At 58.9% G+C, this 15028-nt stretch carries 16 protein-coding genes and 1 pseudogene; 7 read left to right on the top strand and 10 right to left on the bottom strand.

Annotation, left to right across the window (positions count from 1 at the left end):
* Positions 1-11: 11 nt before the first annotated feature.
* Both repB and repA read right to left on the bottom strand, forming a co-directional pair.
* Positions 12-977: a plasmid partitioning protein RepB gene (gene repB / locus A3A9_RS0132415; RefSeq protein ID WP_027062319.1), complete on the bottom strand. Its 966-nt coding sequence runs from the start codon at positions 975-977 to the stop codon at positions 12-14.
* Positions 978-1053: 76 nt separating this feature from the next.
* Entirely contained in the window at positions 1054-2256 is a 1203-nt protein-coding gene (gene repA / locus A3A9_RS0132410) for a plasmid partitioning protein RepA (protein ID WP_027062318.1), read from the bottom strand.
* Between the two features lie 518 nt (positions 2257-2774).
* On the opposite strand from repA, the gene A3A9_RS0132405 reads away from it, so the two are divergent.
* The gene (locus tag A3A9_RS0132405) at positions 2775-3821 is read left to right on the top strand and encodes a magnesium transporter CorA family protein (RefSeq protein WP_245279173.1); all 1047 of its coding nucleotides are present in this window, start codon (positions 2775-2777) and stop codon (positions 3819-3821) included.
* Positions 3822-4245: 424 nt separating this feature from the next.
* Here the strand turns inward: A3A9_RS0132405 and A3A9_RS40005 are convergent, their stop codons facing one another.
* From A3A9_RS40005 to A3A9_RS0132390, 3 genes are all read right to left on the bottom strand, one after another.
* Positions 4246-4524 carry a hypothetical protein gene (locus A3A9_RS40005; RefSeq protein ID WP_051371348.1) on the bottom strand — a complete coding sequence of 93 codons (279 nt, stop codon included), beginning with the start codon at positions 4522-4524 and terminating at the stop codon, positions 4246-4248.
* Between the two features lie 244 nt (positions 4525-4768).
* Positions 4769-6094: a type II toxin-antitoxin system HipA family toxin gene (locus A3A9_RS0132395; protein ID WP_027062316.1), complete on the bottom strand. Its 1326-nt coding sequence runs from the start codon at positions 6092-6094 to the stop codon at positions 4769-4771.
* Positions 6094-6348, bottom strand: a complete 255-nt coding sequence (locus A3A9_RS0132390; protein WP_027062315.1) for a helix-turn-helix domain-containing protein — start codon at positions 6346-6348, stop codon at positions 6094-6096. The genes A3A9_RS0132395 and A3A9_RS0132390 overlap by 1 nt, the downstream gene beginning before the upstream one ends.
* 207 nt (positions 6349-6555) lie before the next feature.
* On the opposite strand from A3A9_RS0132390, the gene A3A9_RS44380 reads away from it, so the two are divergent.
* Entirely contained in the window at positions 6556-6753 is a 198-nt protein-coding gene (locus A3A9_RS44380; protein ID WP_027062314.1) for a hypothetical protein, read from the top strand.
* 333 nt (positions 6754-7086) lie between these two features.
* On the opposite strand, the gene A3A9_RS45415 is transcribed toward A3A9_RS44380, so the two are convergent.
* On the bottom strand, positions 7087-7581 hold the full coding sequence (locus A3A9_RS45415; RefSeq protein WP_202596426.1) for a hypothetical protein: 495 nt from the start codon (positions 7579-7581) through the stop codon (positions 7087-7089).
* A gap of 50 nt (positions 7582-7631) precedes the next feature.
* On the opposite strand from A3A9_RS45415, the pseudogene A3A9_RS46580 reads away from it, so the two are divergent.
* Together A3A9_RS46580 and A3A9_RS41975 are read left to right on the top strand one after the other, a co-directional pair.
* Positions 7632-8003: pseudogene (locus A3A9_RS46580) on the top strand (CapA family protein); the annotation flags it as partial.
* Positions 8004-8311: 308 nt separating this feature from the next.
* Positions 8312-8848 (top strand): CapA family protein, encoded by a 537-nt coding sequence (locus A3A9_RS41975; RefSeq protein WP_051371344.1) that lies wholly within the window; start codon positions 8312-8314, stop codon positions 8846-8848.
* A gap of 97 nt (positions 8849-8945) precedes the next feature.
* Here A3A9_RS41975 and A3A9_RS0132365 read toward each other — a convergent pair whose 3' ends face one another.
* Together A3A9_RS0132365 and A3A9_RS44945 are read right to left on the bottom strand one after the other, a co-directional pair.
* Complete coding sequence (locus tag A3A9_RS0132365; protein WP_027062312.1) at positions 8946-9140, bottom strand: hypothetical protein; 195 nt, start codon at positions 9138-9140, stop codon at positions 8946-8948.
* Between the two features lie 82 nt (positions 9141-9222).
* A complete protein-coding gene (locus A3A9_RS44945) occupies positions 9223-9489 on the bottom strand; it encodes a hypothetical protein (protein ID WP_161634565.1) in 267 nt (88 codons plus the stop codon).
* Positions 9490-9570: 81 nt separating this feature from the next.
* On the opposite strand from A3A9_RS44945, the gene A3A9_RS0132360 reads away from it, so the two are divergent.
* Positions 9571-9936: a hypothetical protein gene (locus tag A3A9_RS0132360; RefSeq protein WP_027062311.1), complete on the top strand. Its 366-nt coding sequence runs from the start codon at positions 9571-9573 to the stop codon at positions 9934-9936.
* A gap of 1585 nt (positions 9937-11521) precedes the next feature.
* Here the strand turns inward: A3A9_RS0132360 and A3A9_RS0132350 are convergent.
* Together A3A9_RS0132350 and A3A9_RS39990 are read right to left on the bottom strand one after the other, a co-directional pair.
* Positions 11522-11977, bottom strand: coding sequence for a MucR family transcriptional regulator (locus A3A9_RS0132350; protein WP_027062309.1), 456 nt, complete (start codon positions 11975-11977; stop codon positions 11522-11524).
* 547 nt (positions 11978-12524) lie between these two features.
* Positions 12525-12848: a DUF982 domain-containing protein gene (locus tag A3A9_RS39990; protein WP_063827810.1), complete on the bottom strand. Its 324-nt coding sequence runs from the start codon at positions 12846-12848 to the stop codon at positions 12525-12527.
* 1706 nt (positions 12849-14554) lie between these two features.
* On the opposite strand from A3A9_RS39990, the gene A3A9_RS44370 reads away from it, so the two are divergent.
* Together A3A9_RS44370 and A3A9_RS0132325 are read left to right on the top strand one after the other, a co-directional pair.
* The gene (locus A3A9_RS44370) at positions 14555-14782 is read left to right on the top strand and encodes a hypothetical protein (protein WP_152536222.1); all 228 of its coding nucleotides are present in this window, start codon (positions 14555-14557) and stop codon (positions 14780-14782) included.
* Positions 14783-14810: 28 nt separating this feature from the next.
* A partial coding sequence (locus tag A3A9_RS0132325; protein WP_027058726.1) for a transposase occupies positions 14811-15028 on the top strand: 218 nt, incomplete at its 3' end.

Genomic DNA, 15028 nt, shown 5'->3' with positions numbered 1-15028 from the left:
CTTTTGCGGTTTCAGTCTCCCGTTTTCTTGGACATTTCCGATTGCCGGAAGGCCTCGAAGAGCTCGTCCAGCCGCTCGGTGATGAACGCACCGAATAGCGAGGCTTCCTTGGCCTTCAGGGCAAGCGTGAATACTTTCCCGGTGTCGGTGATCTTGGCGCGCACCGACCTGTCCTGCGGCGCCCAGTCCTTTTCCAGTGTCTTCGATACTGCCGGTGACCGTTTCGCCGGCGCGCTCAGGAAGTTGAAGAGACGGGCAAATCGTGCATCGCTGCCTGGCTCTGCAAACTCCGCACTCGTCACATAGGCCGCCGCCCTGCCCGCGCTGCCAGGATGCTCCATGAGCTTGGCCAGCTGCCACCATCTGTCGCGGCCGACGGCCTTGGCGGCGCCGACCGCCACAATCACCTGTTCGGGAACATTGCCAGTCACGGAGCGCATCTTCGAAAAGGTCGTGTCATCGAGCGCCAAAGCCGACTTCACCGTGTCTGCCGTATGACCCCGCTTGAGAATGCGGTCGGCAAACAGCGTCTTTTCGATGAAGGACAGGTTGGCCCTGGCGGCATTCTCCTGGCCTTGGGCGATGACATGGGCCTCGTCGCCCATCTTCTTGACGACGGCACGAACCGGCCTGCCTAACTGGCGCGCAACCTTGACGCGGCGATGGCCGAAGACAGTCTGGAAGCGCCCTGAGACCTCCGGATGAGGCCTGACCAGGATCGGAGAATCCTGTCCCCTCTCCCGGATGGCTGCCAGCAATTCCTGAAACGCCTCATCGTCTTCGTCCAGGCGGTCCGAAACGAATGAGGTGTCCACCAATTCGGGATCGAGATCGACAACCGAGCTCTTGGAGAGCTCCTCGAACGATTGCATGATAGAGCGCGACGCACCACGAACCGCATACCCAGACACATCCTGGGCATCAGCCCCTGGGGCAACGGAGTTCAAAACACTTCCAAAGACGTCCCTGCGCGCCATCAATCGCCTCCGATCGCCACTAGCGATCTGATTTCACATGGAAAATTGCCGATTTTTACTGCCGTAAAGTCCGCGATCATGACCGACCCCACGAACGATGGATGAGGGTGACTATCTCGGCGTTCACCGCGTCGAGCGATTCCAGCGCGCGGTCATAGGTCGAACGGGTGAAAGACGACTTTTCGACCTCGTAGAGCGTCTGCTTGGTCAGGCCGGCATCCGAAATGGCGGTCGACTTCAGCATCGGGTTTTCCAGGATCTGGCCGGCAAGCATGGACTGCATGAAGCCGACCATCTGCGCCTGCGGAATGTCAGTCGGTTCGTAACGCGTGATCAGGTAGCGAAACCAATCGAGCTCGATCGCCGCACCGGCAGCCTTGATCGTTTTCAATATGCCGCCCAGCATCAACAGAAACTGGCTCATCGACATCAGGTCGAGCATCTGCGGATGAACGGTGATCAGCACTGATGTCGCCGCCGACATTGCCGTTAAGGTCAGATAGCCAAGCTGAGGCGGACAATCGACCACGACAACATCGTAGCGGTCATCGACTTCCGCCAGTGCCCTGGCCATGCGTGTAAAGAACTGGCGGCCAGCATTCGACGTCTTGTCCTGCATGGCGAGCGGCGTGTCGTACTCGTATTCCTGCAGCTCGAGATTGGCGGGAACAATATCCAGGCCGGGGAAATTCGTCGGTATGATCACATCCGCGATCGATCTGCGTTCGTCGTCATACCGGATCGCTTCATAAAGGGAGAGGTTGCGATCGAGTTCTGGCTGGAAACCATGCAGCGCAGAAAGCGAAGCCTGCGGGTCAAGATCGATTGCCAGCACCCGATGCCCCGTCAGCGCCAGATGCTGAGCGAGATGCGCTGCCGTGGTGGTCTTGCCGCTGCCGCCCTTGAAGTTAACGACCGCAACGACCTGGAGCTTGTCGCCAAGCTTGCGGTGCGGGACATATTTCTTGACCTCGGTCCTGCCATGTTGATCCAGGAACTGGCGAAGCTCGAGCATCTGGCCGGCCGTGTAGGAGCGCCGGCCGGAAGGACTTTGGTCGGGCAGGGGCCCCTTGCCTTCCAGGTGCAGACGCTTCAGGTTGTTTTGCGACACACCAAGGTAGTGAGCGACCTCGGCCATAGAGAATGTGCGCAGCGTCTTGGTCGCATTCGGCGGGAATTTCTCCATCCGAAGCTGGTTCAGTCGTCGCGAAATCTCGGCGCCCTGTTCGAGGATTTTGTCATCAAACTCGAAACGTGGCAGCCGCATAGAGATATTCATTCTCGTCGAAACCTGAATTGGCGCTTTTTGTGGGCAATGCCGCCGACAACCGCTATTAAGCTCCGATTCGCAGCCACCGGCAAGAAATTTTGAGTTAACAAAAGGTTAACAGCCTTGCCCGAGCGCTGCCGCCGTAGCCGCGCCCACCACACAAGAAACGCCGACAGCGACGCAAGCTGCCCAAGGGTGTGCTCGGCTAAAGGTCTGTTTTCACTGGCATAAGTATCAACATTTACCGCAGTAATTCTGCCAGGAGCGCCTGCCAAGTCGCACGAGGGCAGGGACCAGCACGATCAATCATGCGCCAACGTTTGGCATGTTCACCTGCGTACTCGAGGCTAGACTGTCTCAACAGGCCTCAACTTGAGTGTGCGCCGACGGTCAGCATGACGATCGGAACAAAAATCCGGGGGTAAGCAACTTGCCAGCAAGAGCTCTGTGGTTTCGGCTGACGAACCCTCTGTCGCTCCGCAATGGAAGGTCGTTCCCGCTTGCCGCCAAACTGGAATTGTCCTGCGGTGGCTGGCAGGGAGCTCGTTGCCTCGCCCGGGCTTTGGCGGCATGCTAAGACGCCTCGTTACACCCTCAGGAGGCCGCACCGTCCGATGTTGAGCCGATATCCCCATAGCGACAGTCGAAAGGCACGGGGCAAAGTTATCTGGTGGGACCTTCACGATCCAGAACCAGCGGAAATCGCCGAGGTCAAGGCGTCAACCGGCGTCGATGTTCCAAGCCGCGAAACCCTGAGCGAGATTGAAAGATCAAGTCGGCTGAAGGCCCGTGACGGCGTGCTTTCCATGAGCGTTCCCATCGTGACGCATGCCGACGGGGGCGGTCCGCAGAGCGCGCCGCTCGGCTTCGTCCTGTCGCGCAAGCATCTCGTGACGGTGCGGTTCACCGCGTTGGCGGCTTTCGACGCCGTTGCCGCACGTTTCGATGGTTCCGCGGAGCAACCCGGCTCAAGCCTCGAGGTTTTCGTCGCTCTTTGCGACGAGCTCATCGATCGCCTGGCCGACGGTCTGGAAGAAGCGGCAACGGAATTGCGCGCTTTATCAACCATTGCTTTTCATGTTCCGGAAGGCCAAGGCCGCAAGGCGGTCCGCTCCAACAAGCTTGTCCGCGCCCGGCTACGCCAGGTCGGGCGCCTTGGAGACATTCTCTCGGAAAAACGTGACGCTTTGCTGGCCTTGGGCCGCGCCATAGATTTTGCTTGCGAAATGACCGCGGACTGGGATGACGAGGGGCAAACCAAGGCGCGCATGAGCGACTTGAAGCAGGACACCGCGTCTTTGAAAGACTATGAAGTCCGCCTGTCCGACAAGGTGCAGCTCCTGCTTGACGCCATGGTCGGGCTGATCGGGATTGCCCAAAATGACATATTCAAAATCCTGACGATCGTTTCGATCGTCGGCATTCCACCAACGCTGATCGCTGGAATCTACGGCATGAATTTCAAGTTCATGCCTGAATACGACTGGATATACGGCTACCCCTACGGCCTGGCATTGATTGCGGTGAGCGCGATCCTGCCGCTTATATGGTTCAAATGGAGAGGGTGGTTCTGATGAGCCAAAGCTGCAGGCGCGCGTCCCGCGCCAGCGTCGGCGTCCGTCCCCCCGTGATGAACCAGAACTCCCGATCGCTTCGTTTGTCTGCTGGGAGAAAAGCAAAGTGATTCTGACGTTCTTTACCGCTCAATGATCGCAGCGCCGGTCCGTGGCGCGTTACTTTCGGCGAGCTTGCGAGGAAAAGCCGACAGCCCACTCTGGAAGACATACCGACACGCACGTCTCTAAGGAGGAGACCGATGCGTGCGTCCCATGGAGATGTTCAGCCATGGCTGCGCCACGTTGAATGCGCCGATGAGAAAGCATGCCTAACAGCGACATGACCCTCTCAAACCGACAGTATGGGGGCAGGTCACGTCCCCTTGGATGAACCTTTGAGCGATTTCAAGCCGGCCGATATGGACTCCGGTTTTTCCTCGGCTCAATGAGCCACTTTCCTCGCATTCCCAGCCTTGGTCCGGCTAGAGCTCGCCTTGGATGCGGCGTCCTTTGAGCGGGTTGCCATATCGGGAGCGGCACCCGTCCTTTTTGCAGCAGACGCCTTGCCAGGCGCGGCATTTTTCGCAGCCGCCTTGGGAACTGACTTTGAAGAAACCGGTTTTGACGACGCCGCCATCTTGGCAGGCGCCTTCTTCGCGGGAGCCTTCTTGGGCTCTTCTTTCGACGAGAAAATCCCCGCAATGGTGTCGATGATAGACATGGCTGACCCTCGGTTGAAACCGACTATCAATGCACGGCATGGCCAATCGGTTCCGTGGGGCCATATAGGTCGCCAATGGATGCGCCGATCGTCAGGAAGACCGCCGCTCGGTGGATTACCGGCGGCGCGAGGCCGTGATCGCACAAGGGCACATGCCTCGGTGCTCAAAGGGAAGCTGACCAGATCGATGAGAGCAGACCGCAGCCGTCGCAAATTGCTTCGGCACCGGTTCCTCGTATGGAGGTCAAGGAGAAGCGTCGGCCTTGCTGTCGAGAAGCAGAGCGGCACGCTTGCCCACGGCCGACCTGACCGACTGCGCAAGCTGCTCGGGAAAGCCGGCCGGCAATAAATTCAGCACGCTGTCGGCTTTCTTCAGCGCATTGCCGGCGATGTCTTCGAATATTCTTCGCATGACAGGTGTGCCTACGCCAGCAATGTCGGTCGTTTGCAAGAAGTGACGTGGCATGATGTCAGCTACCGAATAATGCCGGTTCTTTCCGACCGACATTGCCAGTTTGAATTTTTTGCGGGGGATCTGCCCGGTATCGAGGCTGGGCTGCGCGGTCAGCACGTCGTAAAGGGGCGTCATGCGAAATCGTCCGCCGGGGCCTAGAAAGATACTGAAATTCTTGGCATGGCCGTCTGTGGCGCCAATCATCCAAAACAAGACGCAGGCGCGCAGGAAGATGGCAATGTCTTCCTCAGGCCTATCGCTTCCTTTCAAAAGCTCGACAATCTCGCGCATGCCGGGACCGCCTTCGGACTGGTACTTGCGCGTGGGCGACACCGAAAGCGCCTGACAGATATCCTCTTGAGGCAGGCGCAGGAGGCGACCGTCACGAGCCCACAGCCGATCGAAGCGCTCAACGATCAGCGTCCGTCGCCTCCCGAAATCGGCGATCTCCGCATGGGCGGCTGGAACGCCAAACGACTGCAGCAGCTTAAGACACAGATACTCGTTTTCGACGCTGTTGGAGAGATCGATGCCATTCGGCAGCCGGCCAATCTGCGGCTTTAGGATATGGGTGGTCGCCGTCGTGCCGACCGGCTTGAACCAGCTCCCCTCCTTGCGCGACAGAGCGGTCTTTTCCTGCGCGCCGGCGATCGAGATGCGGAAATCTGCGTCCTCGCTGAGGCCCAGCGGCGTCGCGGCAAGGTCCCCGATCATTGCGGCGACGTCCTCGTCAATGACCATCTTGCCTTCGACACTGCCGGTATCGCCTGGGTCCACGCCTTCGGGCAGGAATTGCAACGCGCCGACGCAGTCATGACCTATCGCGGCGAGCATGCTGTAGGCGTCCGTGCCGGCCGCGCCGACGCGTTCGGCGACACGCCGGCGTATGGCGTCGCTGTCAGGAAGCAAATTATCGAAGACATTGACCACTGGCGTGCCGATATAGCGGTCTTCGCGTAAGGGAAGCGAAAGGGAAATCTGGAAAGTGCCGCGCCAGTCGAGCCAGTCGCGCGCATATTGGAAGTCAACGGCGCCGGTCGCTTCCCTGCGCAGGACCCCCACCAGGCGACCGTTCAGGAAAACATTCAACGGGATGTGAGCTGGTCGCCGTGACATCAAAACAGGGTCTCGATATCAGCAGCGCTGCTTTTGCTGCGCGGTCGAAGGACGAGTTCGAGATTGAGGGCGGTGAGAACGGCCATCAAGGTGTGGAGTTGCACGGCGGGCTCGCCAGCCTCAAGCCTGGACACCGTACCCTGGCGCAGGTGGATCGCAGCTCCAAGCGACCCCTGTGTCAAGCCAGCCTGCTTGCGGGTCCGGCGCAGTATCGCGCCGAGTTGTTTTTCGCTGCGAGCGATCTGGTCGTTCAAGATCCGGTCTCCGATAGGGACTATACGGGATCGCGCATAAATTGGCAATATACGAGTCAGCGTATAAATAGGCAGTATACGCGACCTCGTATAAAAAGTAGATATACGCGAACACGTATGTCATCCAGCCATGGGAGTGATTGCCGTCCATTAGCAGTTCCTTTCCTACTCGGCTTTGAGTAAAACATCGCCGCCGGGAGGAGGCGGATGAAGACATACAAAGTCGATGCGATGCTTGGCAGGAAGGTGACTAGTAGCACTTCAGTGGAAGCGCAGAGCCATGTCCATGACCTGGTCAAAACGATTTCGCGACCGTTGATGCCTGGCACTACGCCGGGCAAACCATGGATCCGGGTTACCGATGTATCGACACGCAAGGTTCACAAGTTCCAGTTCGCCCACTGACGCGGTGGTTGACATCGAATTCGATGACCGTGATCGCGCGGGGAGAGAACACGACCAAGTCGGGACAAACCTGGCTTAAACTCACCAAACCGTCTCGCGACAGTTCCGACATCGGCGCCAGGAGACGGTTCCAGGCGGGCGTTGCTGGGGGAGGGGGTTTTAACAGAATGCCAAGGCTGAAAAAAAGACGCCTCCGTTTGTCGGCGAAAACAGGTATCCTGGCGGTCTTCGTGTTCATGCGGCCGACGTAGCCTGCACCGCTGCGTAATTTCTAGATTGCTCCTTCGCTCTGCACGAATTGTGAGGAAGCGGTAGCTTCGATATTGACCGCTGTCAGGCAGTGATGCCGCTGACCCCATGCCCGATATCAGGCGCATTGCTGACCGGCAGACCAAGGTCGGCAAGCAGTTTCGTAGCCGCCTCAACGTGGCTGACTTTTATCTGCTCGGCCATTGGCAATGTCCACCAGGCGCTCAGTTCCGCAATCAGCGCGTCGCTACGTCCATCCACAGGGACCGAAACCAGCGTTCCGTGGCCGTCCATAACGATCGCGACGACGCCATCCGCGCCATAGCCGATCGCGGCGATCCTTTGAATGCCTGGATCGCCGTCGACACGAACATCGAACAACACGGAGCCAGCCGTTTTATGCGCGATGTCGTCAACACGATCGGGAAACGGACGGTTCATGCCGCCAGTTTCGGCCAGCGATTGTTCAAGCAAAACCAAATCGACGTACTGCGCCCCCATACCGTGACTATGGACGTGCCCGCGCGATCGGCAATCCCGTAATCGTCCTTCGCACAGGAACATATGCGGGTCAGCCAATCGCGTGGCTGACCCGATCGACGCCGCGAGCTGCGGCACGTTGCGCAGGGTTGGATATCGGACTCGTCGACGCCGGCCTGCGCAAGGACGGCGCGGAGCTGCTCGCTAAATTCGACGCGGCCATCGACGCGGCCACCAACGATGGAACCCTCAAGGCGCTGAGCCTGAATTGGTTCAAGACCGACATTGCGGCAAGCACGGCGGTTGGCCGACCAAGGGCATGTATTTCGGCTACTCCAGGCCGGAGGTTCTCGACGCGTTGCAGGCAATTGGCTTCAAATGCGCTTGCCCTTGCAAACAACCACGCCTTCGATCTCGGCTCGCAGGGCATCCTCGCCACGCTGGAGGAGGTCGGAGCACGCCGCTTCCTGCATGCCGGGATCGGCGTCGACGAGGAGCACGCGACGAAACCGGGTCGCCATCAGTTGGGCACGCGCCAGGTCTCGCTGCTTGCGCTCGATGCCGGCCCGGGCCCAGCAAACATGTATGCGCAGAGTGAAACAGTTTTCCGGCCCGCTCGCCCCGGCCTCAGCCAGCTGAAGACCCTTCGAAAGATCGGGCTGCCGGACTGGCATCTGCGCAAGCTGGCAAGTCTTTGCGACCATCTGCAATGTTCTTCTTTTGAACTGGCCAACTATGCCCAACCAGAGGACCCGCCGGATCTGGCGAGCGACAGAGAGTTCAATTTCTACGGCACGGCGTTTACCCAAGCGGCCGACTTTGGTCGCCTGTGGTCGATCCGCAGAGCGCCAGCGTTCACTTGTCGGCGATCCGGCATGCGGCAGCGCAAGACGATTTCGTTGTCGCCTACGTGCATCACCACCATTGGGAGCCTGGTTGGCAGGACGTGCCGCACTGGGTGCAGACGTTTGCCCGCTCGTGCATCTACGCCGGCGCCGACCTCTTCGTCAGCCATGGCGCCCCCGTGCTCCAGCCAGTGGAGATCTACAACGGCTCGCCGATATTCTACGGCCTTGGAAATTTCTTCTTCCACGTCCATTCCGACGAAACGGAATGGAGCCCACCGGAGGTGTGGCAAAGCATAATCGCAGCGCGCCGCTACGACATCAGTGGACGCCTCGAGGGTATAGACCTTCTGCCCGTCGTGATCGGCGCGGAAGCCCCCTCGATCGGATCGGAAACGGCGAGATTGGTGCCCGTACCTGCCACCGGAAGTTTGCGCGAGACTCAGGCGGCCTTCAAAGGCGTGGTCGCATCGACGATGTGCGTCGCCGTAACCGTATCCCCGTTCATTTCCTCGACATGATATGTCGGCACGCTAGCGGCCAAGTGGTCAGTTCGACGCGCAACGTGCCGCATGCAGCTTTGTTGCAGCGATGCTTCAATCAACTGTGAGCACAGGCTTAATTCTGTCGCGCTGTCACCGCGGCCAGGAGTTGCTGCTCGTCATGAATGCCGCTCTGAAACAAGGCCAGAATTCGAGACGCGAGCAGTTGATTTTCAAGCGAGGAACCGTCCAGGCCCAATTCGCGACAGGAATGGTCGAACACTCTTTTGCACATGTTCAAATCCTCAGGTTCGAGCGCGCCGATTGGCATCGCATATCCTCATTCTCCATCGTTCGAAACGCGATTTCCCCAAGACCGGGCGGTCGCGCACCGCTCAATAACAAATGATGTTTCAGCCCGAAAATTTCGCCGAGAACAATTCCTCAAGTGAAGACTTTTTTGGCCCGTCAGACCAAAGGAGGCTGTCTTGAAACGTCGTCGGGTTGATCGCGAAAAGATTGAGAGGGCTGATCGGGAAAGCAGGATCGTGCGTGATGCCGAGCGGCAAGCCAGGGAGGCCAAGACTGCACGTTGAAGGAGCAGCGATTGCGCCTGGGAAATTCGAATGAGGCGCAGCCGTCAGAGACGACGAGGGATCGTTGATCTCGTCAATCCACATTGCGCTTGCCTGATTGTCGGTTTCATACGATGACTCGCTTATCCATCGGTATCGCTAGACATACCTGCGTGCGGGGGCAGGGTGCGTTTTGTCGGCGTCGAACAAGACAGTTTGGTGCTTGAAGATGAGACGCTGGTCGGTCTCGATCTAGAGTCCTCGCTCGTGGAAGCGGGCTATCTCGTCACGCTGACCCGTTCCTGCGCAGAGGCAGATGTTTTCCTGGCTAACAACCATCCCGATTTGGCTATCCTTGACGTGCGCCTGAGCGATGGAGAATGCGTGGCTGCGGCGAGAGGGCTTGTTGAGCGAGGCGTTGCATTTATCGTCCACACTGGCTTGCTCAGCGCCAGTCACGACCCCGTTTTTGATCTGGGAATGATAGTCAACAAGCCTGCTTCGACAGACGCGATCATAAGACTGGCAGCCTCACTCCCCGCGAAGGCCTGATCGTCGCAATCGTTTCGTGGCGCCAAGCCCGGATGTTGAGGCAATGCGGACGTGAGCACTCGCCGCCTCACGGGCACAACTGGTGTTACGTTTGCCGAAAGGAAGTTGGTGGCAATGCCGGCCTTTAGTTTACCTTGGTGACTATTCCTTGACGTGGGCCGATCGGCGACGCGGTGCAACCAATCCCCTCCACGTCAGAGGGCGGACTTTTTTAGCCCCGGCATCCAATCAAAGTTCGAGGATCAGCGGTCACACCCGGCCCATAACCCGCACGACCTCCCAGCAGGCGCCGAAGGGGTGGCAACCCGTCCTGCCGGCCCGGCTCTTGATCGTGCTGAGGCGCTGACGGCGCGGCGCCGGTATCGCTTACGCCTATTGGGTCGACATCTGGCGCTTGCGGGCGCCGGTGAAGGAACCGAATTCTTCCGGCGTTGTTTCGCGTTTGGACACACCGAAAAGGGAACGCAGCTGATGGCACCTAAATCATCGCGCGACGTGGCAGGACCAGAGCCTCGAAAGGACGAAGATAGGGATACGAGGGAGGCGGTTGTAAAGACGCCGGACAAGACGAACGACTGGGATCGTGATGCGGTCCATGGTGACGGCGACACGATCGGCATAGAGGCTGACGCAGGCGTTGAATCAAAATAGTTATCATCGGACCTGATATTCCGCGGCAGGTTGGGGTGGGCAGCAACCCCTCCGCTGCGGCCCGAGGAATTCGCATCGGGTCGGCCCCGCATCATCCCTCCAGGTGGTGCGCTTGTCGACGGAAACCTTTTTACATCACGCAAGTTCTTCAAGCGCGGTTGTCCCTCGACCATGCAGACAAACAAGGCCCGCGACAGCTTCCTCGATGGCGGGCTTTTGCTATTTGCCTGTGGCAATCGGCGGGGGCATGGCATGCGACTTTTTCTGGTTGTAATGGTGGCTCGGCTTCTCATGGCAAGCGGCTTCTGGGTGGCGCCAGGGCTGTGTGCGAAGATTCACGCGCAACGGCGGCAAGATACCGCAAGTTTGTTGGAGCCGCGAAACGGCCCGGCGTAGAGAGCGGCGAGATCGTCGTTCTAAATGAGGGCGACCTCTCCGGATTTGCTGCGATGCGCAAGGCGATAACACGACGGGAGCAAGCTCTCTCTCCCTAACGCCTTGGACCTCTCGCACCTGAACGGGCGCGACCTGCGCGACATGGCGCTAGAGGATCACCGCGACATCATGGATGCATCATCGAACAAAATCCTCAACGCAACTCTCGCATGATGAACTTGAACGCTTTCCGAGTCGGCCGAAGCGCTGCACAGCAGCATCGTCAAGCCTCTGAAATCGCTGCATGTGATCATTACCGCTCAACGCGACCTTGGACGAGGCCCTGTTGAATACGGTACGGAAGCGACGGGCAAGGAAGTGGAGTTCATCCAGTGGCATACCACAGGATCGGGCGGCGCTACTGCTGGGTGGTGCAGGGTAGAGAAGGCCGACGCCCTCGCTGGGAGGTTGCCCGAATGACGCCGGCCTGACGGTCCTTTTCAGGTCCGCCGCTCTCCAGACATAGCTGATTCTTGCCCTTACGTCATGCCGTCGCGAACTATGGTTTGGCCTTCCGCTTAGCTGGCACCTTCTCGGCTGACGGGACGTGCGTGGCCTTCCGTCCGAGCCCGATCGACTTCGCCAAGGCTGAACGATGTGCGGCATAACTCGGCGCCACCATTGGGTAGTCGCCAGGCAGGTTCCACTTGATGCGATACTGATCTGGCGTCATTCCAAGCTTTGCGAGGTGTCGCTTCAGCGATTTGAACTTCTTGCCGTCGTCGAGGCAGATAATGAAGTCAGGCTGTATGGACCGTTTCGGATTTACCGCAGGCAGAGGCTCCTCTGCTGGCGCGACTACGGGCTGGCTGAGGCCCGACAGTGACTGATGAATTGAGGCAATCAGGCCGGGCAACTCGCCGACTGGCACGGGATTGTTGCTGACATATGCAGCGACGACATCGGCGGTCAGTTCTGCAAGCACTGTTGTGCGAAGTTCGACTTCGTTGGCCATTTTTTGTCCTCATGCCGCAAGCAACATATTAGGACAAGCTTAAATGTTCAAGCGCTGACACGCTGCCTGCACACAGGCTTCATCGACTTACGTCATCGCGGAGGCATCAAGACGCTGGCGAGTTGCGAAATCCGGCAGCCAACAAACCTCCGACGAAGCCAAGGCAAAAAGCGTCGTGCTGAAGCCTTCGAGCGAATTTTGACTGTGACCCATATTGGGTCACATTTTGCTGGCACGGAAATTGCAAACTCAGGCACGTTGAGGGGGGTGAGGGTCCGCCGCTTAATAGCGAAGCAATTGTGGCGAGGTAATAAATGCGAATGCAGGTGGGGCCAGCTAGGCGTGAAGGAAGTTCTCGGACCATTTTTCATCGACCGTTGATCCCTGGAAATATTGACTCCAGAACGAACAGCACGGTGACTTTGACGATTGATGCAGAAGGCATGTATGCTGACAGGTCGACATATCGATACTTGATCGAATTCACGCTTGACGAACTTGAGGCACTGGTCGCACCTCATGCCGATGATCGACCTTCGCGCTCGACCTAACGGTCAGCGAGAACCCCGGACCGCATATCATATGCCGTCATCCACTCTTCTGCCGCGCGCGCAACCGCGAGTTCGATTGCTTCAGGCGCGAGAATTCCGTGGGCCTGGGCAAAGGCTTCAAAGGCAATGCGAGCCGCCTCCACGTCGTCCTTGCGGGCAAGTGCGGATTGGCAAAGGGCAAGGGTCGCTGCGTATTTCGGGCTGTGCCGACCCGTCCATTCATCAAGGACTTGACGGGCTTCCTGCACAGACGACACCGCATGGGGAAAGCCAAGTCCCACGAACACGTGAACAGGGCGGCTGAAGAGGTGAGCGGACACGGTTTGCAGCTCCGTTGGATTGGGGACGGTGGCCCGACTGCCAAGTCTAGCCTCTTTGAGGGCGCATCTGGGCAGCCGGGCCGGGGACCATTGCTGGCACTCGAATAGTCTCGCGCGCTCAGCAACAAGGCAAGTAAGTCTTACGGCGAGCACCCACCCTCCGAATGTAGAATTGCAGCGACGCCAGCGCCGTTGCGGTCAGGAAAGCGTGAGCAAAAAGCGTCGTCCGCCATTATCGCCATCTTACGTTAACTCATATATTGCTGGCTGCCGCGGAGCGATTTAGGCTGCCGCGGAGCGATTTAGGCTGCCGCGAAGCCCTTGGCGCCGTGCGTGTTATACGCGGTAAGCGCAGGTCCGTTGCGCCAGCGTCGAAGTGCACTGACGGCGGCAATAGGTACGAATAAACTACGCGAGACACGGCGGTAACGAAGTCCGGCAAACGAAAGTCGATTGCCAGGCCGACGCATCGGGAAGGGTTGCCGCGACCGCGGTATCATCTTGATCGCCGGAGGCCGTCGTCAGATACAGAAATTGAACGCTCGTGGGAGCAGCGAAAGCGCTGTACAAAAGGGTAGTGAAGCCGCTTACCTCACCCCACTGCAACCAACACCAACCTACGCCTGCCCTGCGGGAGGTTCTGTACAAGGCAATGCGCGCATAACCGGAAAGGAAGTCGCCTTCATCCATTGGAACGCCACGGGCCGGTGCGCTGGGCTGTTCAGCGATTTCGAACCTCGAAGCCCCAGCGCTGGATGAGAGGCGCCGGGGCTTTGGTCATGTACGAGCTACATTCCATGTCCGCATATGATGGTGCGCTAATCTGGTCAACAAAGGGTAACTTTAGATCGCAACCTAAAGCTTTGGTGCGGCGACCCCCTTCAATAGAGGTCGCAAGGCCTTCGTCGCCTAACAGTATTTGACGAAGCGGCCCGGCAGTCCGTCGTTGGGGTACGATTTTGCCGGCCGCCGGGCCTAGCCGACTCGGGAAAGCCGGCTGGCGCGACCCTAATATTAGCAAGTCTGCAATAACACCCAGCGGGCCCGGTTTTCCCCCGGTATTGTACCATTTCAAGACGGGAGTGCTGGCATCGCTTTTGCATCGGATGAGAGCCGGGTGATACCGGCCCTGATCGCGTTCCTGATCAGGTAGTAGGCTCGCCGGGCTTGAGGTGGTTGGGGTCTTCGCCCGGCGAGTTGAACAAATCTGCGGTGGCCCGGCGCCCTAGCTGGGGACACTGTGAGGACACCCGGCCTACCCAACGGGTGGTTTATGACAACGGCACCGTGGCTGGGGACCATATGCGTCCGTGCTGTTTCTCGAAAGTCAAACCAACGAGGTACAAGAACAGCAATTCGGGGGTGGCGCGACCAGCGGACGCAGCCTTCAGCGCGCGCTTTGAACAGCTGCCGGGGGTTAGATCGATCCTGGTAGGCCGGAGGCAAGCCGCCTGCCGCCTTGAGCTGTAGCAGAATATCCAGCGCGGCCTGGTAGTGCGCGCGGCGGTTCTCGCCTGCATCACCTAGCTTCTTGTGGTAGAGCCCCGCCGCATCAGCATCGGATCTGGCGATGCTGCGGCGAGCCAGCAGATCTCGCAAGACACAGAACGCGCGCGCAAAACCGCGTGATCATCGTGTCTATTCACCCATAAAACTGCGGTCCGCCTCCCGGTTCCGGCCTGAGGCCCAGATTGCGGAGATCGGAGATGAACACTCGTTATCGGACACCGACACATTCCTCGTCAAAACTTGGCAAGCTTGAAGCCGTTCTCTGCCTGCTCGATGATCTCGCTAAGCTGGTCGACCATCCACGTCTCAGCCATGCCGAGAAGCGGGGCATTGCTCGCCTCGTGGCGCCAACGCTCTGGGGTTATGGGTCCACCGACCTAGGGTCAGGACCTATTAAAGTTCTTGCGGAGACAGCAAACGGCTGATTCATTGGCGGTGCGAGGAGGCGCTGCAATGAGTGATTTGATCTGGCTGTCGGAGGCGCAGATGCGCCGGATTGAGCGGCATTTCCCGCTGTCTCACGGAGTGCCCAGGGTCGATGATCGGCGGATCGTCAGTGGCATCATCTTCGTGATCAGGAACGGCCTTCGGTGGCGCGACGCGCCCAGCGAGTATGGTCCCCACAAGACGATCTACAACCGCTTCATCCGCTGGAGCCGGCTCGGCGTATT

Origin of the sequence: Mesorhizobium loti CJ3sym (genome assembly GCF_000472785.1) — a bacterium.
GTDB classification, from domain to species: domain Bacteria; phylum Pseudomonadota; class Alphaproteobacteria; order Rhizobiales; family Rhizobiaceae; genus Mesorhizobium; species Mesorhizobium loti_E.
The sequence above is the reverse complement of the archived record's forward strand: the minus strand, read 5'-3'. Positions and strand labels throughout refer to the sequence as shown.

What these genes read in the sequence shown, in the direction of transcription:
- repB (WP_027062319.1), bottom strand. Translation starts at nt 977, where the DNA reads ATGGCGCGCAGGGACGTCTTTGGAAGTGTTTTGAACTCCGTTGCCCCA.
- repA (WP_027062318.1), bottom strand. Translation starts at nt 2,256, where the DNA reads ATGAATATCTCTATGCGGCTGCCACGTTTCGAGTTTGATGACAAAATC.
- A3A9_RS40005 (WP_051371348.1), bottom strand. Translation starts at nt 4,524, where the DNA reads ATGTCTATCATCGACACCATTGCGGGGATTTTCTCGTCGAAAGAAGAG.
- A3A9_RS0132395 (WP_027062316.1), bottom strand. Translation starts at nt 6,094, where the DNA reads ATGTCACGGCGACCAGCTCACATCCCGTTGAATGTTTTCCTGAACGGT.
- A3A9_RS44380 (WP_027062314.1), top strand. Translation starts at nt 6,556, where the DNA reads ATGAAGACATACAAAGTCGATGCGATGCTTGGCAGGAAGGTGACTAGT.
- A3A9_RS0132365 (WP_027062312.1), bottom strand. Translation starts at nt 9,140, where the DNA reads ATGCCAATCGGCGCGCTCGAACCTGAGGATTTGAACATGTGCAAAAGA.
- A3A9_RS44945 (WP_161634565.1), bottom strand. Translation starts at nt 9,489, where the DNA reads ATGTGGATTGACGAGATCAACGATCCCTCGTCGTCTCTGACGGCTGCG.
- A3A9_RS0132350 (WP_027062309.1), bottom strand. Translation starts at nt 11,977, where the DNA reads ATGGCCAACGAAGTCGAACTTCGCACAACAGTGCTTGCAGAACTGACC.
- A3A9_RS44370 (WP_152536222.1), top strand. Translation starts at nt 14,555, where the DNA reads ATGAACACTCGTTATCGGACACCGACACATTCCTCGTCAAAACTTGGC.